The organism is Brachybacterium sp. GCM10030252 (assembly GCF_042666535.1).
Classification (GTDB): domain Bacteria; phylum Actinomycetota; class Actinomycetes; order Actinomycetales; family Dermabacteraceae; genus Brachybacterium.
The window spans coordinates 66167-91284 of the sequence record NZ_JBHTDM010000005.1; the positions used below are offsets into that span (position 1 = coordinate 66167).

A 25118-nucleotide genomic window follows, 5' to 3' on the forward strand; every position below is an offset into this window, starting at 1 on the left:
CGGCAGGAAGGGCAGTGTTGCGGTGGGATCAGTGCCAGACCGTCTTGTGATCAAGGATCTCACCTCGGAGACGCACTGGGATCGCCCACCCACCCAGGAGGAGCAGCACTGGCTGGCTTCGATCACAGAGCTGTCGCCGGAACCATTTGTGCTCAACGCGCAATTGCAGATGGATCACGCGCCGACGATCGAGCCCGTCCTCACTAGAGATCTCGATGGCTGGCGGGCGAACCGTTACATCGGCGAGATCCGCCACCAGGGTAGAACACTGGTCATCCAGCCGCGCCTCGGCGTCGGGACGATCATGTCGTGGATCAGCACGATTCTGAACGTCCAGGTCCTGCCGCGGACCGCTACGCAGTCGACGGGAGTGACCAGTGCGGTCACACAGCTGCTGGCAGCCTTGTGGAGAGCTTCGATCCTCACAGCGGGACAGCATGCATTGCCGCGAACAGGTCGGAAGGTCAGTTCGCGTGGAGTGGCGGTGAAAGGGCGTCTTGATGTGGGGGCGACCGCACGTCGACGGGCAGCCGGGCACCGCGATTTGGTCTCAACGCGCGTCGTGCGCACCTACGATAATGCGCCAGCCAGTGCCGTGGTGCTCGCGGATCGCTACTTCGATCGGCACCTTTCTGGTGCCCGCTGGCGAGGCTCTCGGCTCGACGAGCAATTGGCGGTGTTGCGGGCTGCCACGGGGCCACGTCCGGCAAAACCAAGTCTGCATGACATACGGAGCACGCGATACAGTCCGATCACGGTCAAATGGCGGCGTGCAGCTGAGTTGTCGTGGCGAATCCTGAACGAAGATCCGCTAGGTGTCGCGGCCGATGATGAGTCGACCCACGGTGTGCTGATTGATGTCGCCGAGCTCTGGGAGCTGTTTGTACTGCACTGTGCTGGCTTGGCTACGGAGCAGCCCGTACGGCACGGCACGACTACGCGGACGTCGGGCCACCTGGCGCGCTCCACGATCGATCCAGATCGTAGGGTGGGCAAGCTCTATCCCGATGTCATGGTCGGGGAGAAACCCATCACGGCCGTACTCGATGCCAAGTACAAGAGGCTTGGGAGCTGGCGAGGTATCGACCGTGAGGACCTGTATCAATTGCATGCCTATTCCTCGTCCTTCGCGGCACCGTTGGCGGCGCTGGCGTATCCGGTCGCTAGCGGCCAGGTGCCTGACGACGAGCTTTACAGTCCCTGGAAGACGAACACAGGCACGCTGTCGTTCCTCACCTTGCCGACTGAGAAAGAAGCCTGTGTGGCCAAGCTGGCAACGTGGTTCGGAAATGGCGGTGTCGTGCAATAAGGGGCCCGGGCGTAGTTCCTGCCGTGCGAGCCCTCGTCTGAGGGATGTGGCTCAGCCGTCTTGCAGACATCACCCGCTCCGGACACGACGAGGCCCCCGCGCTCCCGCGGGGGTGTCAGCCTCATAAGTGTCTCGATTGAGAGACGAATCGAGACACACTCGATGAGACTCCTGTATGGGTCGCGCACCTGGGACATGATTAGTAGATCGGGAGCGGATCGCCAAGGTAGCAAGATTACCTTGCGGTTGTGAGCGCAGCCGCTCGATCGAGATTCCCGCCGACGTCAGCACACGTTCCAATGATGAGGTATCCCGATGATGCTCCGCCTGCTCAAGATCGAACACTTCCGGGGTATCGAGTCAGCTGAATGGGTGATCGACCGGCACTTGATCGGTCTTGTCGGTGCGGGAGACAGCACCAAGACCACGCTATTGGACGCGATCGGTCTGGTGCTCAGCGCGAATCACAACCCTCAGTTCACGGATGCTGACTTCTTTGGGCTTGACCTGAAGAAGAACATCACCATCGAGGCCGCGATCTCGGGCCTTCCTGACAACCTCGTCAAGGAGAGTCAGCTCGGCAAGGACCGCTCCGGCATCAAGCCGAATGGCAGGCTAGTGCACGATCCAGTGGACGGGGCAGAGGAGTGCCTCGTGATCAGGCTGACCATCACGCCGGAGCTCGACCCCACCTGGGAAATAGTTCGACCGGGAACCGAAGACGCCCGCCATATCTCCGCGAGCCAGAGACGGCAGCTGGGCTTCTTCCGCCTCGGAGAGCGTCCCGACTATCACCTCTATCGCGACCAGGGACGATACTCGAACGTATCGAAAGCACTTCGACCACCCTCGGTAACGATAGTCCGTTACGGATTGAAGCGATTCAAGGTAGAATCGGGACCATGAGATACACGCCCTGCCCGGTCGACGGGACCCCGGTCGATCAGACCCCGCCCCGCCAGGGCCGCCCCGCTCGGTTCTGCTCGAACCGCTGCCGGCAGAGGGACTACCGCGCCCGCCGGGCCGCGGCCCCGCGCTTCGCCGCCTGTGAGCACGACGGGACCCCGATCGAGATCTCCGGCCGCGGACGCCCGCCTCGCTTCTGCTCCGACTCGTGCCGTGTCGCCGCGCACCGCGCCCGCCGGGCCGTCGTCGCCGAGGCCGAGGAGATCCTCCGCGGCACAGTCGACCCGATCCCGGCCGAGCTCCGCGAGCGGGACCGGTGGGTGCGATGGACCGTCACGAAGGACGGGCGGAAGCTCCCGCTCCGGGCCGACCGGAACCGCGCCGCCTCGTCGACGGACCCGCACACCTGGTCGAGCTACGCCGAGGCCCGGGACAGCGCCGTCGGAACGGGCGTCGGCTTCGTCCTCGGCGACGGGATCGGCTGCCTCGACCTCGACGACGCCCTCGACGCCGACGGCAACGTCACCTCAGCGGTCGCCGAGGCCGTCCTTGCCGCGAACCCCGGTGCGTGGGTCGAGCGGAGCATGTCCGGCCGAGGCCTCCACGTCTTCGGGCTCCTCGCCGAGGCCCCCGGGACCCGTCGCCCCGGGATCGAGGTCTACTCTCGCGCCCGGTTCATCGCCCTCACCGGGGACGTCTTCCGCGCGGGCGCGCTCGTGCCGCTCGTGCCGCTCGTGACTGCGTAGCACATCCTCGCGACGCTTCGACTCCCACGCGCTAGCGGCTACCGCAGCTACTGCACTCAGGGCTGCGGCGGCCGTACTCACGAGGGCTAGTCCTCCCGAGGGGACTTCCGGGACGTTCCCCCGGGCGGAGGCGATCAATCCAACGGCCACGACTACGGCGAGGCCAGCCGGAGCGAGAAGGAGAGCTCTCCCAAACCACCGTTGGACTCTCACTGCCCGCTCTTGCTGGTCGCGGACCACTGACTCGACCAGTTTCGCGATCTCCGCATCGAGTGGGGCGCCTTGATGTCCTAGGGATTGACGAAGTGCGGCGAGGCGCTCAAGCCGCCGGAACTTTCGCACCCAGGGCAGGAGCATGTATGCGACCCAGGGAAGCGCGATCGGCAGCAGTCCGCCGACCACCGTCGAGAGGAGTTCCATTGAGTTGTCGAAGGTTCCTAACCGTCGCGCCGGTCCATGCTGGCCTGAACGGTCACAGTGAAGGCGCCGGTGCCGTCGTCCTTGGCGTTCACCGTGTCGATGTGCCAGTCTGTGGTCCCGAAGAACTCCGTGAACACCCCGCCGAGCGTCGCCTCAGCCTCCGCGAGGGTCTTGACGCCCCTCAGGGTGCGCGTGCAGACGTACGGGCGGGGCGAGGGGTGCGGCGGGCTCGTCTGTCCACCGAACATGCTCGAGAAGATGTCCTCGAAGCCTCCGCCGCCGGGCGAGCTAGTCATCACTGGCCCCTCAGAGCTCGACGCCGTCGGCCGGGTAGTAGCTCGGGTCGTAGATGCCGAGGAGGGTCGACTCCCTGGGGACGCGCTTGACGAACACGTTCCAGCCGTAGGGGAAGCCACCGTGCTTCTCGTAGATGAAGGCGACACCCTCAACCTCGTACGCCTCGCCGGTGTCGGCGTTCGTCGTGTAGAAGATGGATCCGACCTGAGGAATCGCACCGGCGTACTCGACCGTCTCGACGTGACGCTGGCCGTCGAAGACGTTGAAGATCGGATCCTGGTTCATAGCTAGATCTGATCATGGACGTGACGCTGGCCGGGACGTTAGGGCTAACGATCGAGTAACGGTCCGTCTAGCCTGAAGTGCTGCTCCGGTGGCTCTAATCCGCGTCCGACCAGGGCTTACTATTACCCCTACATCGCCCGGGCCGGGATCGTGGTGGCGCTGTGGGCCGTCGCCTCCGAGCAGATCGTCCAGATCTTCCAGAACGCCATGGCCCCGTTCCTCGACGGGTCCATGTGACCGACCAGAGCGAACTCTCACCAGCGTGAACGCCTCGGCCCGCTCTCTCCCTGACCTGCCCTCGCACCGACGGCAGGGCCGTTCTGCACGCCCTCGGCAGCACGTGGCGGAGCGGCTGCGAGCAGAGCACGGCGCCGCGGTGGCCGAGTTCCCCATGGTCGCCGTGCTGGTGATCATGATCGCGCTGGGAGTCGTCCAGGCTGCACTCATCGTCCACACCCGCAACACGCTCATCGACGCAGCCGTGCAGGGAGCGCACCACGCCGCTCTGGTCGGTTCGACGCCCCAGGACGGTGCCGATCGCACGGAGCGCTTGATCGAGGATCGTTTCGGCTCAGCACTCGAGGCGGAGTCCACCGCGGTCCAGGACCCCGACGGCACCATCCACGTCGAGGTCACCGCGGAACTGCCGCTGGTGGGGCTCTTCGGACCGTCTGCGGGCCTCACCGTCCAGGGCCGCTCGATCGACGAGGAATCGTGGTGAGCGTCGGCCGGCCGGCCGACGAGGACGGCAACGCTCTGGTCGAATTCGTCGTGCTCGCCGCAGCTCTCCTGATCCCGTCGCTCTATCTCGTGCTCACACTCGGCTCGGTCCAGTCCGCTGTGTTCGCAGCCGACACGATCGCACGGGACGCTGCCCGCATCCACGCGACCCAGTCCGACCCCCGGGTCGCGGCGGCCCGCAGCGAAGAGCACGCTGCGCTGGTGCTGGGGGACTACCGGCTCGCCGCGAGCGACGTGGTGGAGATCAGCTGCAGCGAGGACCCGTGCGCGACGCCGGGAGGGACCGTGACCGCACAGGTGCGGATCCCCGTCCAGGTGCCAGGGCTCGGCCCGGTGCTCGGCAACGACGGCCCGGTCGCCGTGGGAGCAGCGCACGCCGTCCAGGTCGACCGGTACCGGGCGGGGTCCTGATGGCGGGGCACGGCCGGACGGGCCCGGGCACATGCCTCGCCGCCCGGTTGCGGGATGCGAGAGGATCGATGACCGTCCTGACCACTGGAGTGCTGGTGGTCATCCTGATGGTGACCGGCGTCGGCGCAGCGGTCACAGGGGTCCATCTCGAGCGCAACGGGCTCCAGGACGCCGCGGACAGCGCGGCCCTGGCCGCGTCCCAGGCGGTCGACCCCGCCCGCATCTACGATCCCGATGACGGCGCGGCCATCCATGCCGGCTCCGCGCGCCGGGCCGCGCAGGACCAGCTGCGCGACTATCCGCTGCGCAGCGACCGGACCGAGGACCTGCACGTCGCGGACGTCTCGGTCGATGCGGACGGCACGGTCCGGGTCACGCTGGTCGCGACCACGAACCCGCCTCTGGTGGGATGGTTCACCCGGGGGACCGGGACGTCCATCCCCCTGAGAGTCGAAGGAGAAGCCAGAGCCCGATGACCGCCGTGCCGCCCCGACCTCCCGCCCCCACCGTTCTCATCGCCCCGGACAAGTTCAAGGGAAGCCTTAGCGCCGCCGACGTCGCGGACGCCCTCAGCCTCGGGATCACCGAGACGGCACCCCGAGCGACGGTTCTGCGCTGCCCCATCGCCGACGGCGGGGACGGCACCGTCGACGCCGCCATCGCCGCCGGTGCGCAGCCTCGCATCACCACCGCGACGGGACCGACCGGCGAGCTGCGCCCGGCGCAGTGGGCACTGCACGGGGACGATGCCGTGGTCGAGCTCGCCGAGGTCGTCGGCCTGCGCGCCCTGCTGGGCGGGACGCTCGCACCGCGCACCGCGTCCACCAGGGGGTTGGGCGAGCTGATCCTCGCGGCCGTCGACGCCGGAGCTCGCACGATCACCGTCGGCCTCGGAGGGAGCTCCTCGACCGACGCCGGAGCCGGGATGCTGCAAGGCCTCGGGGCACGCCTGCGCACCTCCGCGGGGCTCGAGATCGGCCCTGGCCTCGACGGCGTGGCCACCCTCGCCTCGGTCGATCTCGGCCCGGCGCGCGCCGCTCTCGACGGCGTCACCCTCGTCGCGGCGAGCGATGTCACCAACCCCCTGCTGGGGCCGGACGGCGCTGCCGCCGTCTACGGACCGCAGAAGGGCCTCTCGGCCGCGGACATCGAACACGCCGACGGGATCCTGGCCCGCGCCGCAGCCCTGCTGGACCCTGAGCACACCCGTCTCGACCTGCCCGGGGCCGGCGCGGCGGGCGGGACCGGGTACGCCCTGTTCCTGCTGGGCGCCGAGCAGCGCTCCGGAGCCGACGCCGTGTTCGAGCTGGCCGGGGTCGACGGCCTCCTGGAACGCGCAGACGTCGTGATCACCGGCGAGGGAAAACTCGACGCACAGACCCTGCAGGGCAAGGGGCCCGCCGAGGTCGCGCGCCGCGCCCGGGACAGAGGCCTGCCCGTGGCCGCCGTGGCCGGTGCCATCACCCTGAGTGCCCACGAATTGCGGGAGGCGGGCATCACCCGGGCCTGGGACCTGCTCTCGCGGGCCGGCTCGGCGCAGCAGGCGATGGAGAATGCGCCGGTATGGCTGGTGGAGGTGGGCCGCGACGTCGGAGGATGGCTGTCCAGCGGCTCGGTCTCCGACTCCGGCGACGGGGACGCGAGCTCGGCGCCGGATGCGGAGCCGGGCAGGACATGAATCACGGCGGACACTGCTGAACAGGGCGATCGCCTCGGCCCGATCCGGACCTCTGCCGTAGACTCACCCCTCGTGGCTTCCATCAACTTCTCCGAAGAGATCCCCCGTCTGCGGTCGACCCTGTCGTCGATCGAGCAGGTGACCGACATCGAGGCGCTCGACGCCAAGATCGCCGACCTGGAGAAGCAGGCCTCGGCCCAGGACCTCTGGGACGACGTCGAGAACGCGCAGCGGGTCTCCTCGAATCTCTCCCACGCCCAGTCCGAGCGGCGCCGCATCAGCGAGCTGTCCCAGCGCATCGAGGACATCGAGGTGATGGTCCAGCTCGCCGAGGAGGAGGACGACGCCGACACCCTCGCCGAGGCCGAGCGCGAACTCACCTCGATCCACCGCACCCTCGACGAGCTCGAGGTGCGCACCCTGCTCTCCGGCGAGTACGACGAGCGCAGCGCCGTGGTGACCATCCGCGCCGGCGCCGGCGGGGTGGACGCGGCGGACTTCGCCGAGATGCTCATGCGCATGTACCTGCGCTGGGCCGAGCGCCACAACTACCCGACCAAGGTGATGGACACCTCCTACGCGGAGGAGGCCGGGCTGAAGTCCGTCACCTTCGAGGTCACCGCTCCGTTCGCCTACGGGACCCTCTCCGTCGAGGGCGGCACCCACCGCCTGGTGCGCATCAGCCCCTTCGACAACCAGGGCCGCCGCCAGACCTCGTTCGCCGCCGTCGAGGTGATCCCGCTGATCGAGTCCACCGACTCCATCGAGATCCCCGAGAACGAACTGAAGATCGACGTGTTCCGCTCCTCCGGCCCCGGCGGGCAGTCCGTGAACACGACGGACTCCGCAGTCCGCATGACCCACATCCCCACCGGCACCGTGGTCTCGATGCAGGACGAGAAGTCCCAGATCCAGAACCGCGCCGCCGCCCTGCGCGTCATGCAGTCGCGGCTGCTGCTGCTGAAGAAGGCCGAGGAGGCCGCCGAGCGCAAGGAGCTGGCCGGCGACGTCAAGGCCAGCTGGGGCGACCAGATGCGCTCCTACGTGCTGAACCCGTATCAGATGGTCAAGGACCTGCGCACCGAGCACCAGGAGGGCAACCCCTCCGCAGTGTTCGACGGGCAGATCGACGAGTTCATCGACGCGGGCATCCGCTGGCGCGCCGAGCAGGGCAAGCTCGCCGACTGAGGCGGGCAGACCCGCCGCCTGCCCCGAGCCCGACGAGATCCACCGGACCGACGGGCTCCACCGGCCCGGCGAGCTGTACGGGGCCGGTCAGCTGCCCGGGCCGGTGAGGCCCCGGATCGGCGACGGTGAGCGCCCGCACCCGCCTTTGACCAGGTTTTGACTCGTCAGCTCATCGCGCCTGCGGCGCGTCGCGGCAGTGCGGCCCTACTCTGGAACGGCACCACGTTCCCCCGATGTGACAGGCTCCCGTGATCCGTTTCGACAACGTCACCAAGACGTACATGCGAGGTCAGCACCCCGCGGTGGAGAATCTCGACATCGAGTTCACCCGCGGGGAATTCGTGTTCCTGGTCGGGGCCTCCGGATCCGGGAAGTCGACCATGATGCGGATGGTCCTCAAGGAGACCGCGCCCAGCCGCGGCACGGTGTACGTGGCCGGCAAGGACCTCTCGCGCATCCCGTCATGGAAGGTGCCGTCCCTGCGCCGGGATATCGGCATGGTCTTCCAGGATTTCCGGCTGCTGCCCTCGAAGACGGCCTACCAGAACATCGAATTCGCCCTCGCGGTGATCGGCACGCCTCGCAAGGTCGTGCGCCGCCTGGTCCCCGAGATGCTCGAGATGGTGGGCCTGGAGGACAAGGGGCGTCGGATGCCCCACGAACTCTCCGGTGGTGAGCAGCAGCGTGTGGCCATCGCTCGCGCCTACGTGAACCGGCCCTCGATCCTGCTTGCCGACGAGCCCACCGGCAACCTCGACCCCTCGACCGCCGAAGGAATCCTCGACCTGCTCGCCGAGATCAACGAGCGCGGCACCACCGTGGTCATGGCCACGCACGACCAGGCGGCCGTGGACCGGATGCGTCGCCGCGTGGTCGAGATGGTCGGCGGCAGGGTGGTTCGCGACGAGGCTGCCGGGCTGTACGAGACCGTCGTGCCCCACAGCGTCATCTCCGGCAACCTGCCGGACGACTCCAGTCGTCGCGGCGAGCATTCGCTGAGCGATGACGCCATGGCGACCGGTGAGGACGCGCGCTCCGGCGACGTCCTGGAGGAGGAGCTGATCGACGAGCGCGACGCCCGCCGCGCCCAGGAGGAGGATCCCTTCGCCGAGGACGGACACGAGCATGAGCACGAGGACGAGGGGAGGCGGCGATGAGGGCGCGGTACATCCTCGGCGAGATCTTCACGGGCCTGTGGCGGAACATCGCCATGGTCATCTCCGTCGTCATCGTCACCGCGGTCTCGCTGACCTTCGTCGGCACCGGATTGCTGATGCAGAAGCAGATCATGGACATGAAGTCGACCTTGGTCGAGCAGTCCCAGGTGACGATCTTCCTGTGCTCGCCGCATTCGACCTCCTCCTCGTGCGCCGGTGGCGCGGCGACCGATGCGCAGATCGACTCCGTGCGGCAGGCGCTGGAGGGCGATGTGCTCTCCCCGTACATCTCCTCGTACACCGAGCGCAGTCAGGACGAGGCGCTGTCGATCTACCAGGAGCAGTTCGCGGGGGAGGGATTCGTCTCCAACTTCACCGCGGAGGACATGCCCGTCTCCTTCCACATCACCCTCGAGAACGCCGATGAATCCGCTGCGGTGGTCGAGTTCTTCCAGGGCCGCGACGGCGTCGACGAGGTCACCGACCTGCTCAGCGCATTCGCGCCATTCATCGACGTGCTGAACCAGTCGACCATGTTCGCGCTGGGACTGGCCGTTCTCATGCTCATCGCCGCCCTGCTGCTGGTGGCCACGACGATTCGCATGTCCGTCGCCAACCGGCGCCGGGAGATCGCGATCATGCGCCTGGTCGGCGCCTCCAACCTCTTCATCCGTCTGCCGTTCCTGCTGGAGGGAGCCGTCGCCGCGATCATCGGCGGGGTGATCGCCTCCGGGATGCTCTGGGTCGGCTTGCACTACATCGTCCAGGGCTGGCTCGCTCCGACCCTCGGTCAGCAGCTCGTCACGGTCGGCGCCGAGGACCTGATCTGGGCCGCACCGATCCTGATCGCGCTGGGCGCCGTCCTGTCCATCGCCTCGTCCGTGGTCTCCCTGAACCGCTATCTGAAGGTGTGAGCATGTCCCAGAACATCCTGCGGCGTCCGGCCGGCTTCCTCGCGGTCGCGGCCCTGGCCCTCGTCCCGCTGCTGTCCCCTCTCCCGCCGGCCGCGGCCGACGGGGACAAGGACGAGAAGATCGCCGAGCGCGAGGAGGTCGATCAGCAGCTCGAGGACCTGCGCCTCGAACTCGAAGGTGTCAACGAGGACCTGGCCGACACCTACCTCGCGCTCGCCGAGACCGAGCTGCTGATCCCTCAGGCTCAGCAGGATCTCGAGGATGCTCAGGAGGAGCTGGAAGCGGCGCGCGAGGAGGACCGCGAGACCGGGGAGCGGCTGGACGCGGCCCAGGAGGAGGAAGAAGAGCTCTCGGGCGAGGTCAAGTCCGGTCAGGAAGAGGTCGACCGCAGCGATGAGGAACTCGCCGAGGTCGCGATCGCCGCGTACAAGGGGGGCGGCGTCCCCAACCCCTCCAGCGTCTACGTCGGCGGGCAGGAGCCGCAGGACACCGTCGACCGCTCGATGAACTACCGGCTGACGCTCTCCTCGCAGGGGTCGCGGCTGGACACGCTGCGCACCGACCAGTCCGTCACCGAGAACTCGGCGGACCGGCTCACCGCGGTGCGCGAGGAGATCGACGACCTCAAGCAGGAGGCCGAGGAGGCCGTCCAGCGCCGCGAGGACGCCGAGGATGAGGCCGCGCAGGCGAAGCAGGACCTCGATGACCTCTACGCGGACCAGAAGCGCCAGCGGGACGAGCTCGAGGACAAGAAGACCGAGTACGAGGACCAGGAGTCCGAGCTCGAGACGCGCAGCAGCACGCTGGACGACGAGATCGAGGAGCTCGCGCAGCAGGAGCGCGAGCGTGAGGAGCGGGCGCAGCAGAAGGCACAGAGCAGCGGAGGCGACTCCTCCAGCGGCTCTGCGAACACCGGCGGCGCCTGGCAGCACCCGGTCGGCGGCCGACTGAACTCGAACTTCGGCTGGCGCGTCCACCCCATCTACGGCACCCGCAAGCTCCACGCCGGTGTCGACTTCCCGTCGGCCTGCGGAACCCCGGTGGGAGCCACCCACTCCGGGCGCGTCATCCAGCGCACCTGGAACAGCGGGGCCGGGAACAAGATCATCCTCAGTCACGGCATCCACAACGGCCACCTGATCACCAGCTCCTACCACCACCTGCAGAGCTACGCCCTGCCCGTGGGCGCGCAGGTCTCCGCCGGGGACACGGTGGGGTACGTGGGCACCACCGGCTCCTCGACGGGTTGCCACCTGCACTTCGAGATCCATGAGGACGGCAACGCCGTCAATCCCACCAAGTACATGTGAGGCGTCCCGTCGGCCCGGAAGCTCAGGCGGCGGTTCCGGCCCGATCGGCCCGGCCCTCCGGCCGGGCGTGACTGACCGGCCATATTCGCTCGCGTCGCACAGACGCCACGGCGTAAGCTGGGACGTCCGGTTGCACCCAGAGCGCAGCCGGGCATGCACAGTGGATCGATGGCAGGTCGGAGGGACATCATGGCGGCGAAGAAGGCTGCGGCGAAGAAGACCGGCACGGCCGACGGTCCCGAGAAGAAGCTCATCGCCTCGAACAAGCGGGCACGTCACGACTACTTCATCGATGCCACCTGGGAAGCCGGGATCGCGCTGACGGGCACCGAGGTGAAGTCGCTGCGTGAGCGGGGAGCGTCTCTGGTCGACGGCTACTGCTACGTGGACGGCGGCGAGGTGTGGATGGACGCTGTGCATATCGCGCCGTACGTGAAGGGCACCTGGACGAACCACGCCACCCGCCGCAAGCGCAAGCTGCTGCTGCACAAGCAGGAGATCGTGAAGCTGGCGAGCAAGTCCCGCGAGAAGGGATTCACGATCGTGCCGCTGGAGCTGTACTTCCTCGGATCGCATGCCAAGGTGCTCATCGGCCTGGCACGCGGCAAGAAGGAGTACGACAAGCGCCAGACGCTGCGCGAGAAGCAGGACATGCGTGAGGCCGAGCGCGCGATGCGGCGACGCGAGCTCGCCTGAGCCGAGCTCGCCTGACGCGAGGCTTTACCCTCTTTTGACTTTGATCGTGTCCGCTGGATAGCGTCGCGATGTGTCGGTGATCACCGACGCCACCGATGCATCGCGGATCTTCCTGCGGTCGATCACGAGAGGCCTGTCCATGCGTTCGAGCCTGCCCCTGCGTCGAGCTCTGGTCGCCGCCGCTGCCCTGGCGCTGGCAACCACCAGCGCCGCCTGCACATCAGCCGGCGAGGACGCGGCCCCGACCTCGAACGACGGAACCTCGGCCAGCGATGGCCAGGACCCCGCTGCGAGCGGCGAGGACACCGAGCCGTCGGACGGAGAGGAGGGCGCGGAGCCCTCCGACGGGGACGGGGCCGGTGGCGCGGCGATGAACCGCCCACCCGCAGTGCTGTATATCGTCGACGGCGTCTCGGACGTGGTCGACACGGACCAGGAGACCTGGAGCGCCGCAGCAGGAGACATCGCGGAGATCCTCGCCGACCACACCGCGGTCGACGGGGCATCCGAACCCTCGTGCGACGGGGACCTCACCTACGAGGACGGGGCGTCCGTCGACTGCACCGCGGAGTTCGCGATCGAAGGCCTGGACGGGCAGCAGGACCTGACGGTCATGGCCGTCCGGGCGCCCTCCGGGTACGATCCCGCCGGCTCGCCGGCGCTCTTGGTCAGCGTGGGCGAACCCCCGTCCGACGACGCCCTCGAGGTCTTTACGGATCAGGGCAGCAACCTGGTCGGCGTCGGCCAGGGCTCGATGTTCAACGCGGAGGAGGTCCCCGCCGACGAACTCGCCGCCACGGTCGAGTCCACGGTCAACAGCCAGAACGGTTACGGGGTGCTGGATGCACCCATGGTCGCCCCGGAATGCTCCGAGCCGCTGCCGGCAGGATCGACCGAGCCCGTCGAGTGCACCGTCGCCTGGGAGCACGACCCCGAGGTGACCTTCGGGGCCGAGGCGATGGGCGTGTGGTACCTCGACTCGGAGCCCGGCCTGCTGGTCGCGCTGGACGTCGCCGAGGCCGATGCCGCCGGTGACGAGGACTGATCTCCGCTGCTCTCAGTCAGCGCGCTCGAGCCGCGCGACGACCTGCCGGCTGGCGTCCAAGGATGCGTCATCGGTACCGCTGAGGTTCTCCCGCATCAGCAGAGCACGCCGGGCGTCCTCGAGCGCACGCTGTCTCAGCATCCCCGCGGCACGCGGCCGGTCGGCCGCCAGCTCGTGCGCGGCATGCTCGAACCGGCACTTCGCACGGTGCTGGAAGACGGAGGCGAGGACCGACAGCGACGACGGGGACGTCGGATCGTCGAGCCCCGTCTCCTCCGCGGCGAGGTCGAACTGCTCCTCGGCGGGGACGAAGGCCCCCTGCCACTGCAGGACGTGCCCGTAGCGCACCCGCCGGACGGCTCGGACCAGCGGTGGGAGGCCGGTGCTCTCGAGACTCCGGCGTGCCGCGACGGCGGCCTCCTCGAGCCGGCCGAGCATCCGCAGGTAGGCGGCTGTGCGGGGATCCTCCGGGTTCGACGCGCACCACTGGGCCAATGCCGTCGGATCCTCCACGACCTCCCGCAGGGTGTCGTCGTCGAGCCGAACCTGCACGCCTGCCGCCGAGAACCCGATCATCGCCGTATCGTCTCGCGGGCTCGGCTGCGCCGTCCAGCCCGGCCGCAGTTCGCCGTGAGCTGAGGAATAAACTCTTCGGCTGCGGGGTTGGGCCCTGTAGAGTAGATGCACGACGCACGGGGAGACCCGTCGTTCGTGGGTGTTTGACAACTGCAGAGTGAGTGCATGGGCGGCCTTCGAGGCCGTCACAATCTGTGCTGCCACCCACGCTGGGGGACGATCGGTTTCGACGGTAGTTGTCCAGCGAGGGGAAGCGGGTCGAGAACCCAGAGTCATCTCGTTAATGTCCTCTGGAAACCAATAAGTGCCGAACCCAAGCGCACTGACTTCGCTCTCGCTGCCTGATCAGCGATAGCAGTCTGGAACCCCGGGCTTGCTCCTGACCCGGGTCGTTCCATCATCTAAGGAGCCACTGCTTCCGGCCCTCGTCATCGGGGTCGGGTGAACAACTCAGAGTGACTGAGTCCGCCGACGACGTGTCCGTGCGAGCGTCGGGACTGAGAAAGCGTTACTACGGACTGCGCCCGGAGAAGCCCTCGCTCCGCACTATCGGACGCGGGTTCGATTCCCGCCGTCTCCACCATTGCACTCACGATGAAAGGCCCCCTCACCTGCACTGACGTGCGGGGGAGGGGGCCTTTCTCATGCCCGGCTCTCATGCCCTGCTCGCATGCCCTTCGGCCAGCCTCGCCGTCAGCCGGTGATGAGCTCTTCGTAGCCGAGCTCGACCAGGTGGGCCCGGCTCATCGCCAGCGACTCGAAGATGTCTCGCCCGTAGGTCTGATCCTGCTCGATCAGCAGGTGCTGCGCGCCGGAGGCGATGCCCTGCTCGATGACCGGCTTCCAGTCCAGCGTGCCCTGACCGACCTCTGCGAACTGGACGATGTCGCGGGCCCAGTACTCGCCCCAGGCGGCGCCGTCGCCGCTGTCCAGCCGGTCGAAGAGCTCCTGACCGGGCAGCACGATGCGGTAATCCTTGAGATGGACGAGGTCGAGGACGCCCTCGAAAGCCGCCAGGGTGCGCTCAGGATCCCGCCCGCCGCGCTGGACCCAGTGGCAGTCGATCTCGAAGCGCAGATGCGGGGCCTGCTCGCGGATGATGTCGAGCACCGTCGTGCCATCGATCATGGCGAACTCGACGTGGTGATTGTGATAGCTGAGGCTGAGCCCTTCGTCCGCGAGGCGCCGCGCGTAGTCGTCGGCCTCCCGGCAGAAGGCCAGGAGGGCGTCGCGGGAGCGCATCGCCTCCCGCGGCATCATCCCGATGCGGATCAGAGAGGTGCCCAGGCGCCGCGCATCCTCGATATGACGATCGAAGTTCTCGGCGAGGCTGAGGTCGTCGCTGCCGGCGGGGACGGACGTCTTGCCGGAGATCGCGGCGTACTCGATGCCCAGACTCTCGCGCGCGGCCTCCATGCCGGCCACGTTGTCCTCGGTCATCGGGATCTGCGAGACCTCCACGACCTGGAATCCGGTGTTCTTCACGCGCTCCAGGACGGCCGTGATGCCGTCGCGGGCGACGTGGTCCTTGAGCATCATGAGCTGGATGCCGATTCGTGCCATGGGAACCTCCTGGGTCGGTCCGGGCCGCATCGCCCGGGGACGGCGGTCCGACCGCCGCTCATCGCCGCCACGGTATCCAGTGGCGCGGGTCATATCGGAGGTTTGCCGCAGGTTGCCCGTGCAACGGCGTGCAACTGCTGTGGAATCCTGCGATGTGACCCCAGTCTCGGGTCAGTCCTGCAGGACTCTGGTTGATGGCGGCCTGCTCCGGTCGCTGCGGCAGAGGCGAGATGAAAGGCGCAGCACATGACGACGACGTCCACTTCCGGTGCGGAAGCCCCCCGAACCGAGCCGGTGGTGCGCCTGGGCATCCTCGGAACGGGCACGCAGGGCTCCGCCTACGCGCGGTTCATCGCCGAGGGTCTCGTGCCGCACATGAGCCTCGGCGCCCTGAGCGACACCGATCCGGCAGCACGTGCCGCGGCGAGCGAGACGCACCCCGGGGTGCCGACGTTCGCGACCCTGCACGAGATGCTCGCCTCGGGGTCCGTCGACGCGGTCGTCACGACCATCCCGCACTACGAGCACCCCGCGGCCGCGATCACGTCGATCGAGGCAGGCTTTCCGACCCTGGTGGAGAAGCCGGCCGCCGTGCACACGAGCCAGGTGCGGAGGATGAACGAGGTCGCGGCCGCGCACCCGGAGGTGCCGTTCGCGATCATGTTCAACCAGCGCAACAACCCGCTGTACCGGCGCATCAAGGAGATCGTGGAGGCCGGCGAGATCGGTGAGGTGCTGCGCTCGACGTGGATCATCACCACCTGGTGGCGTCCGCAGGGCTACTTCGAGCAGTCCGCGTGGCGCGCCACCTGGGGCGGAGAGGGCGGCGGGGTCCTCGTGAACCAGTCGCCGCACCAGCTGGACCTGTGGCAGTGGATCTGCGGCATCCCGAAGTCCGTGTTCGCCAAGGCCGGCTTCGGATTCCGCCGCGACATCGCCGTCGAGGACGAGGTCACGGCGCTGGTGGACTACGGCGACGGCCGCACCGGCACCTTCATCACCTGCACCCACGACATGAAGGGGACCGACCGGCTGGAGATCCTCGGCAGCCGCGGCAAGATCCTCGTCGAGGGATCGAAGACGGCCACCGTGCACCGCTACGCCAAGAGCGAGAAGGAGATCTCCGACGCCACCACCCCCGAGAGCGCCCGCGAGCTGATGCGCGGGAACACCGCCGGGCAGGGCGACCTGGTCAGCACCGAGACGATCGAGGATTCCTCGGTCTGGGGCGGCCAGCATGCCGGCGTGCTGGAGAACTTCGCCCGCCACGTGCTCTTCGGAGAGGATCTGCTCGCTCCCGGCTCCGACGGCATCCATGGGGTGCGCCTGGCCAACGCGATCCACCTTTCGGCCTGGACCGGGCGCGAGGTGCCCTTGGATTTCGACGAGAGTGAGTACCTCGCCGAGCTCAACAAGCGGATCGCCGCCGAGGGCAAGTACCCCCAGCAGCAGGGCTGAGTCGATCGGGCGGAATCAGCCTCCCCGAGCCTCGCCCGGCCCTACACTGCCGCGGAGGACTACTCACTCGACCAGGAGACGTTCATGCCCCGCCCCGGTGACCCGGCACTCGCCAGCCGCCCCGACCGCTTCGAGCTCGCCACGCACCCGCAGTCGCGCTTCTTCCTCCTCAATGCCCTGCTCTCCGCCGTCATCATGCTCGCGCTGGTGATCTGGGGCCTGGTGGAGGGGATGTGGCCCCTGGTGATCGGTGCCGGCGTGCTGCTCGTGGGCTCCCCGGCGACGATGCTGTGGCTGGCGGGGCGCAACCGAGTGTGGCGGCTGCGTGACGGCCGGCCGCTCGAGACCCTGATGCTCGACCTGCGCGAGGACCCGGGGGAGGCCTGGCGCCGCCTGTCCACCGGCGACCCGGCGGTATACACCCCGCTGGAGGTCCGGGACGCCACCGAGCACACGCAGCAGACCCTCGAGGCGTACTGGCCCGAGGACGAGCCGGTCACCTACGTGGTCATCGTCGACGGCCGCAACGACCGGGCTACCGAGATCATCGAACTGCGGGACGATCGGCACGAGGCCTTCCACGCCGCCAAGGACAAGGGGCTGGCCACTCAGTACAGCTGAGCGGAGGCGCGGAGACGTTCCCGCGGGAACGCTCTCGCGCGCGGTTGCTACTGTGCTTCCACCCATCGCGCCGGGACCGCCGCGCTGCCGCGGACCGGTCGGACACGTCGAGAGGTCATCGTTCCCATGCTGCATCGCCGAACACTGCTCGCCGGACTGGGGGGAGTCGCCCTCGGAGGCGCGGCGCTCTCCGCGCCCGCCCTCGCCGCCCCGCCGCGTCGGGATCCGGGCCGCATCGCCTCGGTCGCCTACATCGAGGTCAACCACAACAATCTGGAGAACGCCGGCGCGTACACCCTCGATGACGGCACCGCGGCCTTCGACATCGCCTCCATCTTCGCGGCCAACATCAACTACGACGGCACCTCCGCCTACCTCCACTGCAACGAGAACGTGCAGCACGTGCTCGACGAGGCCGAGACCACGATCCGCCCGCTGCAGGAGAAGGGGATCAAGGTAGTTCTCTCGCTGCTGGGCAATCACCAGGGGGCGGGTTTCGCGAACTTCCCGGACCGGGCCGCCGCGGACCGCTTCGCCCAGCAGGTCGCCGGGACGGTGCGCCGGTACGGGCTGGACGGCGTGGACATCGATGACGAGTGGTCCCGGTACGGCGAGAACGGGACCGGTCAGCCCAACGACCACTCCTTCGTGCACTTCGTCCAGGCTCTGCGCAAGCGACTGCCGAACCGGCTGATCACGTTCTACGTCATCGGGCCCTCCGCCGAGCGCCAGGAGTACCAGGGCGTGCGCGTCGGCGACATGATCGATTACGCGTGGAATCCCTATTACGGGGCGTACCGCGAGTACCCGGTGCCGGGCCTGCCGCGCGATCGCTACGGAGCGGCAGCCGTCGACCTCACCCCCGGTTCCGGCTCGGACGAACCGGCGTTCGTGCGGGACCTGGCCGAGCGGACGGCGGCCGACGGGTTCGGGGCGTTCGTGACCTACCAGCTGCAGGCGGGGGACCGCAGTGACCAGGTCTCCGCCTTCACCGAGCCTCTGTACGGCAGCGCGGCGCACTACGAGGGCTGACCCGGGGACCACGAGCCCGTGGCACGTGGAGCCCGGCGCCCGCTCAGGGGCCACGACCGCGGCGAGACGTTCCCGCGGGAACGATCCGTGAGGCTGCCGAGGCGTTCCCGCGGGAACGTCCTGCCGGGGACGGTCAGCCCTGCACCGCCGCCCGGGAGTCGACGAACGCGGCCACGGCGGCCTCGACGTCGGCCTCGCTGTGAGCAGCGGAGAGCTGCACGCGGATGCGGGCCTTGCCCCGGGGGACGACGGGGTAGGAGAACGCCGTGACGTAGACGCCGCGCTCGAGCATGGCGTCGGCGATCCGGCCGGCCAGCGCGGCGTCGCCGAACATCACCGGGACGATCGCGTGCTCGCCCTCGAGCAGGTCGAAGCCCTCCTCGCTCATCCGGCGCCGGAAGAGCTCGGTGTTGCGCATCAGCGTCGCCCGCAGGTCCGCGCTGCCCTCGACCAGCTCGAGCGCGGTCAGGGTCGCGGCGACGATCGAGGGGGCCAGAGAGTTCGAGAAGAGGTAGGGCCGTCCCTTCTGCCGCAGCAGCGCCACGATCTCGGCCCGCCCGGAGACGTAGCCGCCGCTGGCCCCGCCGAGGGCCTTGCCGAAGGTCCCGGTGTAGAGGTCGATCCGGTCGGAGACCCCGAAGTGCTCGGGCGTGCCGGCGCCGGTGGCTCCCATGAACCCGACGGCATGGGAGTCGTCGACCAGCACCAGGGCGCCGTACTCGTCGGCGAGGTCGCAGATGCCCGGCAGCGGCGCGAGGTAGCCGTCCATCGAGAACACCCCGTCGGTGACGATGATGGTGCGCCGTGCGCCCGTGCCATCGTTCTGGGCCCGCGTCGCCTCGAGCTGGGCGCGCAGATCCTCCAGGTCGGCGTTGCGGTACCGGTAGCGAGCGGCCTTCGACAGCCGGATGCCGTCGATGAGGGAGGCGTGGTTCAGCTCATCGGAGATGATCGCGTCCTGCGCGCCGAACAACGGCTCGAAGACGGCGCCGTTGGCGTCGAAGCAGGAGGAGAACAGGATGGTGTCCTCGGTGCCGAGGAATCCGGACACGGCGCGCTCGAGCTCGAGATGGAGATCCTGCGTGCCGCAGATGAACCGTACCGAGGCCATGCCGAATCCGCGCTCGTCCAGGGCTCGCTTCGCGGCCGCGATGATCTCCGGATGATCGGCCAGGCCCAGGTAGTTGTTCGCGCAGAAGTTCAGCACCTCCGCGCCCTCCTGCCCGAGCGGGCCGGCGGTGATGCGGTTGCTCTGCGGGCTCGAGATCACCCGTTCACGCTTGAGCGTGCCGGCCTCGTCGATCTCGGCGAGCTCGGCGGTCAGCTGGTCCTTGAGGTCCGAGTACACGGTGCTCCCTATCTCTCGGCCGCTCTTCAGCGGCACGTCAGTCGAGGTTCTCCCAGTCCAGCAGCACCTTCCCGCCGCTGCCGGACCCGGCGATGTCGTAGGCGCGCTCCCACTGCGAGGCGGGCAGCACGTCCGAGACGGTCGCCAGAACGCGTTCGCGCAGCAGGGGGCTGGTCGAGATCATCGCGCTCATCGCGTTCCAGGTCTCGAACATCTCGCGCCCGTAGATGCCCTGCAGCGTGAGCATGTGGGTGATCACGGTGGTCCAGTCCAGCTCGAAGTGCCGCGAGGGCAGCCCGAGCAGCGCGACCCGGCCGCCGTGGTTCATGTTGGCGATCATCTCCTGCAGGGCGCTGGGCTGGCCGGAGATCTCCAGGCCCACGTCGAAGCCCTCCTTCATGCCCAGCTCCCGCTGCGCCTGGGTCATGGTGGTGCGGCCGACGTTGACCGCCAGGTCCACGCCCATCGAGCGCGCCAGTTCGAGGCGGTGCTCGTGCAGGTCGGTGATCGCGATGTAGCGGGCGCCGGCGTGGCGGGCGACGGCAGCCGCCATCAGACCGATCGGCCCCGCGCCGGTGATCAGGACGTCCTCACCGATCAGGGGGAACTTCAGGGCCGTGTGGACGGCGTTGCCGAACGGGTCGAACACCGCTCCGAGCTCCGGGGTGATGACCTCGGTGCCTGCGTCGTGCTCATGGACCCACACGTTCAGGTGCGGGACCACGACGTACTCGGCGAACGCGCCGTCGCGCTGGACGCCCACCGAGCGGGTGCGGATGCACATCTGCTTGCGCCCGGCGCGGCAGTTGCGGCACGTCCCGCACACCACGTGGCCCTCCCCGGAGACCCGGTCGCCGACCCGCACGTCGCTGACCTCCTCGCCGACCGCGGTGACCTCGCCGTAGAACTCGTGGCCGGGCGTGAAGGGGACGGTGTCGCACATGGCTTCGGCCGAGGAGTCCCAGCTGAGGATGTGCAGGTCGGTGCCGCAGATGCCGGCGCGCAGCACGCGGATCTTCACGTCCCAGGGGCCGCACTCCGTTTCGGGCAGCTCCACCATGGTCAGGCCCGGGCCGGGCTCGGTCTTGCGCAGGGCACGCATCATCGCGGCAGCAGTCCTCCTCGGGTCATGGCCCGCCGCCGCGGGCCCGCCCGTCGATGGTAGACCGCGTCGGGGCATCCCGGCGCGCGGCGGCTGCTCGCGGGTCGAGGCGTCGACGGGCCGACGAAAATCACGAGGGCCTGCAGGCCTTCCGCCCCGTAGAGTGGAGGCGCCATGACCACGCCCTCCACCGCCGCCGGCCCGCGCCTGTCCTATCCCGCCGAGCTGCCCGTCTCCGGGCGCCGCGAGGACATCATGACGGCGATCCGCGAGAACCAGGTCGTCGTGATCGCGGGCGCCACCGGCTCCGGCAAGACCACCCAGATCCCCAAGATGCTGCTCGAGCTCGGCTACGGGCAGGGCAAGCGCCTGATCGGCCACACCCAGCCACGACGCATCGCCGCGCGCTCGGTCGCCCAGCGCATCGCGAGCGAGATGGGCGAGAAGCTGGGGGAGGGGACCGTCGGCTTCCAGGTCCGCTTCACCCGTGAGACCGGTCGCGGCACCCGGCTGAAGCTGATGACCGACGGCATCCTGCTGGCGGAGATCGGCCGCGACCGGCTGCTGAAGCGCTACGACGCGATCATCATCGACGAGGCCCACGAGCGCTCGCTGAACATCGACGTGATCCTCGGGTACCTGCGGCAGATCCTCCCGCAGCGCCCGGATCTCAAGGTCATCATCACCTCGGCGACCATCGACCCCGAGCGCTTCGCCGAGCACTTCGGGCAGCGCCTACCCTCCGGCGAGACGGAACCGGCTCCGATCATCGAGGTCTCCGGGCGCACCTACCCGGTCGAGGTGCGCTACCGGCCGCTGGTGCTGGAGGCGGAGGTCGAGGAGGACGACGAGCTCGAGGACGTCCACTCGATCGAGCGCGACCTCACCCAGGCCGTCATCGACGCCGTCGACGAACTCGCCGCCGAGGGCCCCGGCGACATGCTCGTCTTCCTCCCGGGAGAGCGCGAGATCCGCGAGATCTCCGATGCCCTGAGCACGCACCTCGATCGCGGCACGAGGGGCCGCAGCGCCCTGCCGGTCGAGGTGCTGCCCCTGTTCGGGCGGCTGTCCGCGCAGGACCAGCAGAAGATCTTCTCCCCGCCGCCTTCGGGCACCTACCGTCGGATCATCCTGTCGACCAACGTCGCCGAGACCTCGCTGACGGTCCCGGGCATCACCTACGTCATCGACTCGGGCCTGGCCCGCATCTCCCGCTACTCCCAGCGCACCAAGGTCCAGCGCCTGCCGATCGAACCGATCTCGCAGGCCAGCGCGAACCAGCGCTCCGGCCGCTCCGGCCGTACCGCCCCCGGCATCGCGATCCGCCTCTACTCCGAAGAGGACTTCGAGGGACGGCCCGAGTTCACCGAACCGGAGATCCTGCGCACCTCGCTCGCCTCCGTCGTGCTGCTGATGACCAGCCTCGGGCTGGGGGACGTGGAATCCTTCCCGTTCGTCGAGCCGCCCGCTTCCCGCGCCATCACCGATGGCGTGCGTCTGCTCGACGAGCTCGGCGCCCTCGAAGCCGCCCCCGATCAGCCCGGCGGGCGGCAGCTGACCTCCGTCGGCCGCACCCTCGCCCGCTTCCCGCTGGATCCGCGGATGGCCCGCATGCTGATCGAGGCGCACCGTCTGGGCGCCCTGCGCGAGGTGCTGATCATCGTGGCGGCACTGTCCATCCAGGATCCGCGTGAGCGGCCGCTCGGCCAGGAGCAGCAGGCGAAGGAGAAGCACAAGCGCTTCGAGGACGAGACCAGCGACTTCCTGGCTTTTCTGAACCTGTGGAACCATCTCCAGGCGCGCCGCAAGGAGCTCTCCGGCAGCGCGTTCCGCCGCGAGGTGCGCGCCGAGCACCTCCACTACCTGCGCATCCGCGAATGGTGGGATCTGCACTCCCAGCTGCGGGACATGGCCAAGGACGTCGATCTCTCGGCGAACGACAACGACGCCTCCCCGCAGGCCATCCACCAGTCCTTGCTGGCCGGGCTGCTCTCCCACGTCGGCCTCCACGACGAGCGCACCCGGGAGTACAGCGGCGCCCGCGGCGCGAAGTTCGCCGTGTGGCCGGGATCCGCGCTGGCCAAGAAGCGCCCCGACTACGTGATGGTCGCGGAGCTCGTGGAGACCTCCCGCCTGTGGGGCCGCACCGCCGCCCGCATCGATCCCGCCTGGGCCGAGGAGACGGGCGCGCACGTGGTCAAGCGCTCGTACTCTGCCCCGCACTGGTCCTCCAAGCGTGCCAGCGCCATGGCGCACGAGAAGGTCACCCTGTACGGGGTGCCCCTCGTCGCCGATCGCGTCGTCGGCTACGGCCGCATCGACCCGGTCGCGGCCCGCGAGATCTTCATCCAGAACGCGCTGATCGAGGGGGACTGGCGCACCCGCCACCACTTCTTCCGTGACAACCGCGCCCTGATCAGCGACCTGGAGGAGCTCGAGGCCAAGACCCGCCGCCGGGATCTCCTGGTCTCGGACGAGCAGCTGTTCCGCTTCTACGACGAGCGGATCCCCGCTCACGTCGTCTCCGGTAGGCACTTCGACTCCTGGTGGAAGAAGCAGCGCCACGAGACCCCGGACCTGCTCACCCTCACCGAAGGGGACCTGCTGGCCGCGGACGAGGATGTCACCGAGGCGATCCGCGCGGACTTCCCCGACACCTGGGTCCAGGGCGACATCACCCTGCCGCTGAGCTATTCCTTCGGCGAGCTCGGTGCGAAGGGCGCCGACGGGGTCACCGCCACCGTGCCGCTGGCAGTGCTGAACCGCCTCGAACCGCGCGGGTTCGACTGGCTTGTCCCGGGGATGCGCGAGGAGCTGGTCACCGAGCTGATCCGTTCCCTGCCCAAGCAGATCCGTCGCCATCTCGTCCCGGCTCCGGAGCGGGCGAAGGCGGTGGCCGCGAAACTCCACGACGACGATCCCGACAGCGGTGAGCCGTTCGTCGAGGCCGCGGCCGACGAACTCGTGGACCTGCCGGGCGTCCCCGACGACCTCCCGCTGTACGGACCGGAGTTCGACCTCACCAAGCTGCCGGCCCACCTACGGATGCATTTCCGAGTGGTCGATTCCAAGGGCCGCGAGATCGGCTCGGGCGATGACCTCGAGGCTCTGAAGCAGCGACTGCAGAAGCGGGTCGAGGCCTCCGTCTCGTCCCAGGGCGATGACCTCGCCCGGACCGATCTGCCCACGTTCCCCGAGCAGGGGATCCCGGCCGTCCACGAATCCACCGTCGGCGGGCTCAAGGTCACCGGGTACCCCTCCCTCGTGGCGCGGCGGGGCGCCGACGGGCGGCTCGAGCGCGTGGACCTGGCGGTGCTGACCACCGCCGACGAACAGGCACTCGCCCATCGCGAGGGCGTGATCGCGCTGCTGGACCGCGAGCTGGGTGCGGATCTCTCGTCCGTGCTGAACGCGCTGCCCAACCCCACCAAGCTCGCCGTCTCCGGCTCCGACTACTCCTCGACGGCGTCGATGCTCGCCGACGCGTCCCGCGCCGCCACCTCGCATCTGGCGGGTGAGGCCCAGGTGCGCACGCGCGCCGAGTACGACCAGCTGCTGGACCGGGTGCGCAGCGAGCACGACGCTCTGGCCGCCCAGGCGGTGAAGGATGCCGCCTCGGCCCTCGCCGTCAGCGCGCGCCTGCACAAGGAGCTCAGCCGGGTCCCGTCCCTGGCCGTGCTCTCCCACCTCACGCAGATCCGAGAGCACGCCGCCTCGCTGCTCGGTGACGGGTTCATCTCCCGCACCGGCATCGATCACCTGCCTGACCTGCGCCGGTACCTCGAAGCCGATGCGATCCGCCTGGAGAAGCTGCCGGAGAACCCGCGCCGCGACGAGCAGCTGGCCTGGCAGATCGCCGATCTGACGAACTACTGGCACACCGAGCGGGCCAAGCTCTCGCCCCGTCGGCGCGCCCAGCCCGACGCCCGCGAGATCGACTGGATGCTCGAGGAGCTGCGCGTGAGCCTGTTCGCCCAGCAGCTCGGCACCAAGCAGACCGTCTCGGACAAGCGGATCCGCAAGGCGATCGCCGAGCTGTCCACCGGCGACGGTCGCTGACCGCAGGCGCGCTCCGGAGCCGCCGCCCCCGGAGGCCTCACCGTCCCCGTGGGGCGTTCTCGCACGGCTCGGCATCGACCCGAATGCCGCGGCGACTCACGGGCATTTGCCCGAATACGCCGCACTCGGGATCCCGGCGCGGAGATATGACCTCCAGTGTGCCGGAGCGCATATATCTGCCGTGGTGCAGACCACCTCGGCGGCGTGTTCCACGACGCATTCGGAAGCTTTGCCTTTTTGTGCGAGTGGTGACGGC

General features: G+C 68.8%; 23 protein-coding genes and 1 other RNA gene. 18 read left to right on the forward strand and 6 right to left on the reverse strand.

What is annotated here, in order from left to right; genetic code table 11:
• The first annotated feature begins 46 nt into the window (after positions 1-46).
• From ACFQRJ_RS04280 to ACFQRJ_RS04290, 3 genes are all read left to right on the forward strand, one after another.
• Entirely contained in the window at positions 47-1309 is a 1263-nt protein-coding gene (locus ACFQRJ_RS04280; protein WP_377017406.1) for a hypothetical protein, read from the forward strand.
• Positions 1310-1624: 315 nt separating this feature from the next.
• Positions 1625-2215 (forward strand): hypothetical protein, encoded by a 591-nt coding sequence (locus ACFQRJ_RS04285; protein WP_377017408.1) that lies wholly within the window; start codon positions 1625-1627, stop codon positions 2213-2215.
• On the forward strand, positions 2212-2961 hold the full coding sequence (locus ACFQRJ_RS04290; protein WP_377017410.1) for a hypothetical protein: 750 nt from the start codon (positions 2212-2214) through the stop codon (positions 2959-2961). Before ACFQRJ_RS04285 ends, ACFQRJ_RS04290 begins: the two co-directional genes overlap by 4 nt.
• A gap of 437 nt (positions 2962-3398) precedes the next feature.
• On the opposite strand, the gene ACFQRJ_RS04295 is transcribed toward ACFQRJ_RS04290, so the two are convergent.
• Positions 3399-3677, reverse strand: coding sequence for a hypothetical protein (locus ACFQRJ_RS04295; RefSeq protein WP_377017412.1), 279 nt, complete (start codon positions 3675-3677; stop codon positions 3399-3401).
• A 10-nt stretch (positions 3678-3687) separates the two neighbouring features.
• The gene (locus tag ACFQRJ_RS04300; RefSeq protein ID WP_377017414.1) at positions 3688-3963 is read right to left on the reverse strand and encodes a hypothetical protein; all 276 of its coding nucleotides are present in this window, start codon (positions 3961-3963) and stop codon (positions 3688-3690) included.
• A gap of 376 nt (positions 3964-4339) precedes the next feature.
• Between ACFQRJ_RS04300 and ACFQRJ_RS04305 the strand changes: the two genes are divergently transcribed.
• The 10 genes from ACFQRJ_RS04305 (at position 4340) to ACFQRJ_RS04350 (ending at position 13103) form a co-directional block, all read left to right on the forward strand.
• Positions 4340-4684 (forward strand): TadE family protein, encoded by a 345-nt coding sequence (locus tag ACFQRJ_RS04305; protein ID WP_377017416.1) that lies wholly within the window; start codon positions 4340-4342, stop codon positions 4682-4684.
• Positions 4681-5115, forward strand: coding sequence for a hypothetical protein (locus ACFQRJ_RS04310; RefSeq protein ID WP_377017418.1), 435 nt, complete (start codon positions 4681-4683; stop codon positions 5113-5115). Before ACFQRJ_RS04305 ends, ACFQRJ_RS04310 begins: the two co-directional genes overlap by 4 nt.
• 68 nt (positions 5116-5183) lie before the next feature.
• Positions 5184-5591, forward strand: a complete 408-nt coding sequence (locus ACFQRJ_RS04315) for a pilus assembly protein TadG-related protein (RefSeq protein WP_377017420.1) — start codon at positions 5184-5186, stop codon at positions 5589-5591.
• The gene (locus tag ACFQRJ_RS04320; protein ID WP_377017422.1) at positions 5588-6793 is read left to right on the forward strand and encodes a glycerate kinase; all 1206 of its coding nucleotides are present in this window, start codon (positions 5588-5590) and stop codon (positions 6791-6793) included. Before ACFQRJ_RS04315 ends, ACFQRJ_RS04320 begins: the two co-directional genes overlap by 4 nt.
• A 72-nt stretch (positions 6794-6865) precedes the next feature.
• Positions 6866-7981, forward strand: a complete 1116-nt coding sequence (prfB, locus tag ACFQRJ_RS04325) for a peptide chain release factor 2 (protein WP_377017424.1) — start codon at positions 6866-6868, stop codon at positions 7979-7981.
• Positions 7982-8229: 248 nt separating this feature from the next.
• Positions 8230-9138, forward strand: coding sequence for a cell division ATP-binding protein FtsE (gene ftsE / locus ACFQRJ_RS04330; protein ID WP_377017426.1), 909 nt, complete (start codon positions 8230-8232; stop codon positions 9136-9138).
• A complete protein-coding gene (gene ftsX, locus ACFQRJ_RS04335; protein ID WP_377017428.1) occupies positions 9135-10052 on the forward strand; it encodes a permease-like cell division protein FtsX in 918 nt (305 codons plus the stop codon). Before ftsE ends, ftsX begins: the two co-directional genes overlap by 4 nt.
• A gap of 2 nt (positions 10053-10054) precedes the next feature.
• Positions 10055-11362: a murein hydrolase activator EnvC family protein gene (locus ACFQRJ_RS04340; RefSeq protein ID WP_377017430.1), complete on the forward strand. Its 1308-nt coding sequence runs from the start codon at positions 10055-10057 to the stop codon at positions 11360-11362.
• 189 nt (positions 11363-11551) lie between these two features.
• Positions 11552-12058 carry an SsrA-binding protein SmpB gene (gene smpB / locus ACFQRJ_RS04345; protein ID WP_377017615.1) on the forward strand — a complete coding sequence of 169 codons (507 nt, stop codon included), beginning with the start codon at positions 11552-11554 and terminating at the stop codon, positions 12056-12058.
• Between the two features lie 70 nt (positions 12059-12128).
• The gene (locus ACFQRJ_RS04350; RefSeq protein ID WP_377017432.1) at positions 12129-13103 is read left to right on the forward strand and encodes a hypothetical protein; all 975 of its coding nucleotides are present in this window, start codon (positions 12129-12131) and stop codon (positions 13101-13103) included.
• Between the two features lie 12 nt (positions 13104-13115).
• On the opposite strand, the gene ACFQRJ_RS04355 is transcribed toward ACFQRJ_RS04350, so the two are convergent.
• Complete coding sequence (locus tag ACFQRJ_RS04355) at positions 13116-13679, reverse strand: hypothetical protein (protein WP_377017435.1); 564 nt, start codon at positions 13677-13679, stop codon at positions 13116-13118.
• Positions 13680-13891: 212 nt separating this feature from the next.
• Between ACFQRJ_RS04355 and ssrA the strand changes: the two genes are divergently transcribed.
• Positions 13892-14262, forward strand: a transfer-messenger RNA (tmRNA) gene (gene ssrA / locus ACFQRJ_RS04360).
• Positions 14263-14372: 110 nt separating this feature from the next.
• On the opposite strand, the gene ACFQRJ_RS04365 is transcribed toward ssrA, so the two are convergent.
• Positions 14373-15242 carry a sugar phosphate isomerase/epimerase family protein gene (locus ACFQRJ_RS04365; protein WP_377017437.1) on the reverse strand — a complete coding sequence of 290 codons (870 nt, stop codon included), beginning with the start codon at positions 15240-15242 and terminating at the stop codon, positions 14373-14375.
• Positions 15243-15488: 246 nt separating this feature from the next.
• Between ACFQRJ_RS04365 and ACFQRJ_RS04370 the strand changes: the two genes are divergently transcribed.
• The 3 genes from ACFQRJ_RS04370 (at position 15489) to ACFQRJ_RS04380 (ending at position 18353) form a co-directional block, all read left to right on the forward strand.
• Positions 15489-16700, forward strand: a complete 1212-nt coding sequence (locus tag ACFQRJ_RS04370) for a Gfo/Idh/MocA family protein (RefSeq protein WP_377017439.1) — start codon at positions 15489-15491, stop codon at positions 16698-16700.
• A gap of 84 nt (positions 16701-16784) precedes the next feature.
• Positions 16785-17321 carry a hypothetical protein gene (locus ACFQRJ_RS04375; RefSeq protein WP_377017441.1) on the forward strand — a complete coding sequence of 179 codons (537 nt, stop codon included), beginning with the start codon at positions 16785-16787 and terminating at the stop codon, positions 17319-17321.
• Between the two features lie 126 nt (positions 17322-17447).
• A complete protein-coding gene (locus ACFQRJ_RS04380) occupies positions 17448-18353 on the forward strand; it encodes an endo-beta-N-acetylglucosaminidase H (RefSeq protein WP_377017443.1) in 906 nt (301 codons plus the stop codon).
• 133 nt (positions 18354-18486) lie between these two features.
• Here the strand turns inward: ACFQRJ_RS04380 and ACFQRJ_RS04385 are convergent, their stop codons facing one another.
• Positions 18487-19701 carry a glycine C-acetyltransferase gene (locus ACFQRJ_RS04385; protein WP_377017445.1) on the reverse strand — a complete coding sequence of 405 codons (1215 nt, stop codon included), beginning with the start codon at positions 19699-19701 and terminating at the stop codon, positions 18487-18489.
• A 37-nt stretch (positions 19702-19738) separates the two neighbouring features.
• Entirely contained in the window at positions 19739-20803 is a 1065-nt protein-coding gene (gene tdh / locus ACFQRJ_RS04390; RefSeq protein WP_377017618.1) for an L-threonine 3-dehydrogenase, read from the reverse strand.
• A gap of 174 nt (positions 20804-20977) precedes the next feature.
• On the opposite strand from tdh, the gene hrpA reads away from it, so the two are divergent.
• Entirely contained in the window at positions 20978-24862 is a 3885-nt protein-coding gene (gene hrpA, locus ACFQRJ_RS04395; protein WP_377017447.1) for an ATP-dependent RNA helicase HrpA, read from the forward strand.
• Positions 24863-25118 lie beyond the last annotated feature (256 nt).

Coding starts and splice junctions, on each gene's coding strand:
- ACFQRJ_RS04285 (WP_377017408.1), top strand. CDS start 1,625: ATGATGCTCCGCCTGCTCAAGATCGAACACTTCCGGGGTATCGAGTCA.
- ACFQRJ_RS04290 (WP_377017410.1), top strand. CDS start 2,212: ATGAGATACACGCCCTGCCCGGTCGACGGGACCCCGGTCGATCAGACC.
- ACFQRJ_RS04295 (WP_377017412.1), bottom strand. CDS start 3,677: ATGACTAGCTCGCCCGGCGGCGGAGGCTTCGAGGACATCTTCTCGAGC.
- ACFQRJ_RS04300 (WP_377017414.1), bottom strand. CDS start 3,963: ATGAACCAGGATCCGATCTTCAACGTCTTCGACGGCCAGCGTCACGTC.
- ACFQRJ_RS04315 (WP_377017420.1), top strand. CDS start 5,184: ATGACCGTCCTGACCACTGGAGTGCTGGTGGTCATCCTGATGGTGACC.
- ACFQRJ_RS04320 (WP_377017422.1), top strand. CDS start 5,588: ATGACCGCCGTGCCGCCCCGACCTCCCGCCCCCACCGTTCTCATCGCC.
- ftsX (WP_377017428.1), top strand. CDS start 9,135: ATGAGGGCGCGGTACATCCTCGGCGAGATCTTCACGGGCCTGTGGCGG.
- ACFQRJ_RS04340 (WP_377017430.1), top strand. CDS start 10,055: ATGTCCCAGAACATCCTGCGGCGTCCGGCCGGCTTCCTCGCGGTCGCG.
- smpB (WP_377017615.1), top strand. CDS start 11,552: ATGGCGGCGAAGAAGGCTGCGGCGAAGAAGACCGGCACGGCCGACGGT.
- ACFQRJ_RS04355 (WP_377017435.1), bottom strand. CDS start 13,679: ATGATCGGGTTCTCGGCGGCAGGCGTGCAGGTTCGGCTCGACGACGAC.
- ACFQRJ_RS04365 (WP_377017437.1), bottom strand. CDS start 15,242: ATGGCACGAATCGGCATCCAGCTCATGATGCTCAAGGACCACGTCGCC.
- ACFQRJ_RS04370 (WP_377017439.1), top strand. CDS start 15,489: ATGACGACGACGTCCACTTCCGGTGCGGAAGCCCCCCGAACCGAGCCG.
- ACFQRJ_RS04375 (WP_377017441.1), top strand. CDS start 16,785: ATGCCCCGCCCCGGTGACCCGGCACTCGCCAGCCGCCCCGACCGCTTC.
- ACFQRJ_RS04380 (WP_377017443.1), top strand. CDS start 17,448: ATGCTGCATCGCCGAACACTGCTCGCCGGACTGGGGGGAGTCGCCCTC.
- tdh (WP_377017618.1), bottom strand. CDS start 20,803: ATGCGTGCCCTGCGCAAGACCGAGCCCGGCCCGGGCCTGACCATGGTG.
- hrpA (WP_377017447.1), top strand. CDS start 20,978: ATGACCACGCCCTCCACCGCCGCCGGCCCGCGCCTGTCCTATCCCGCC.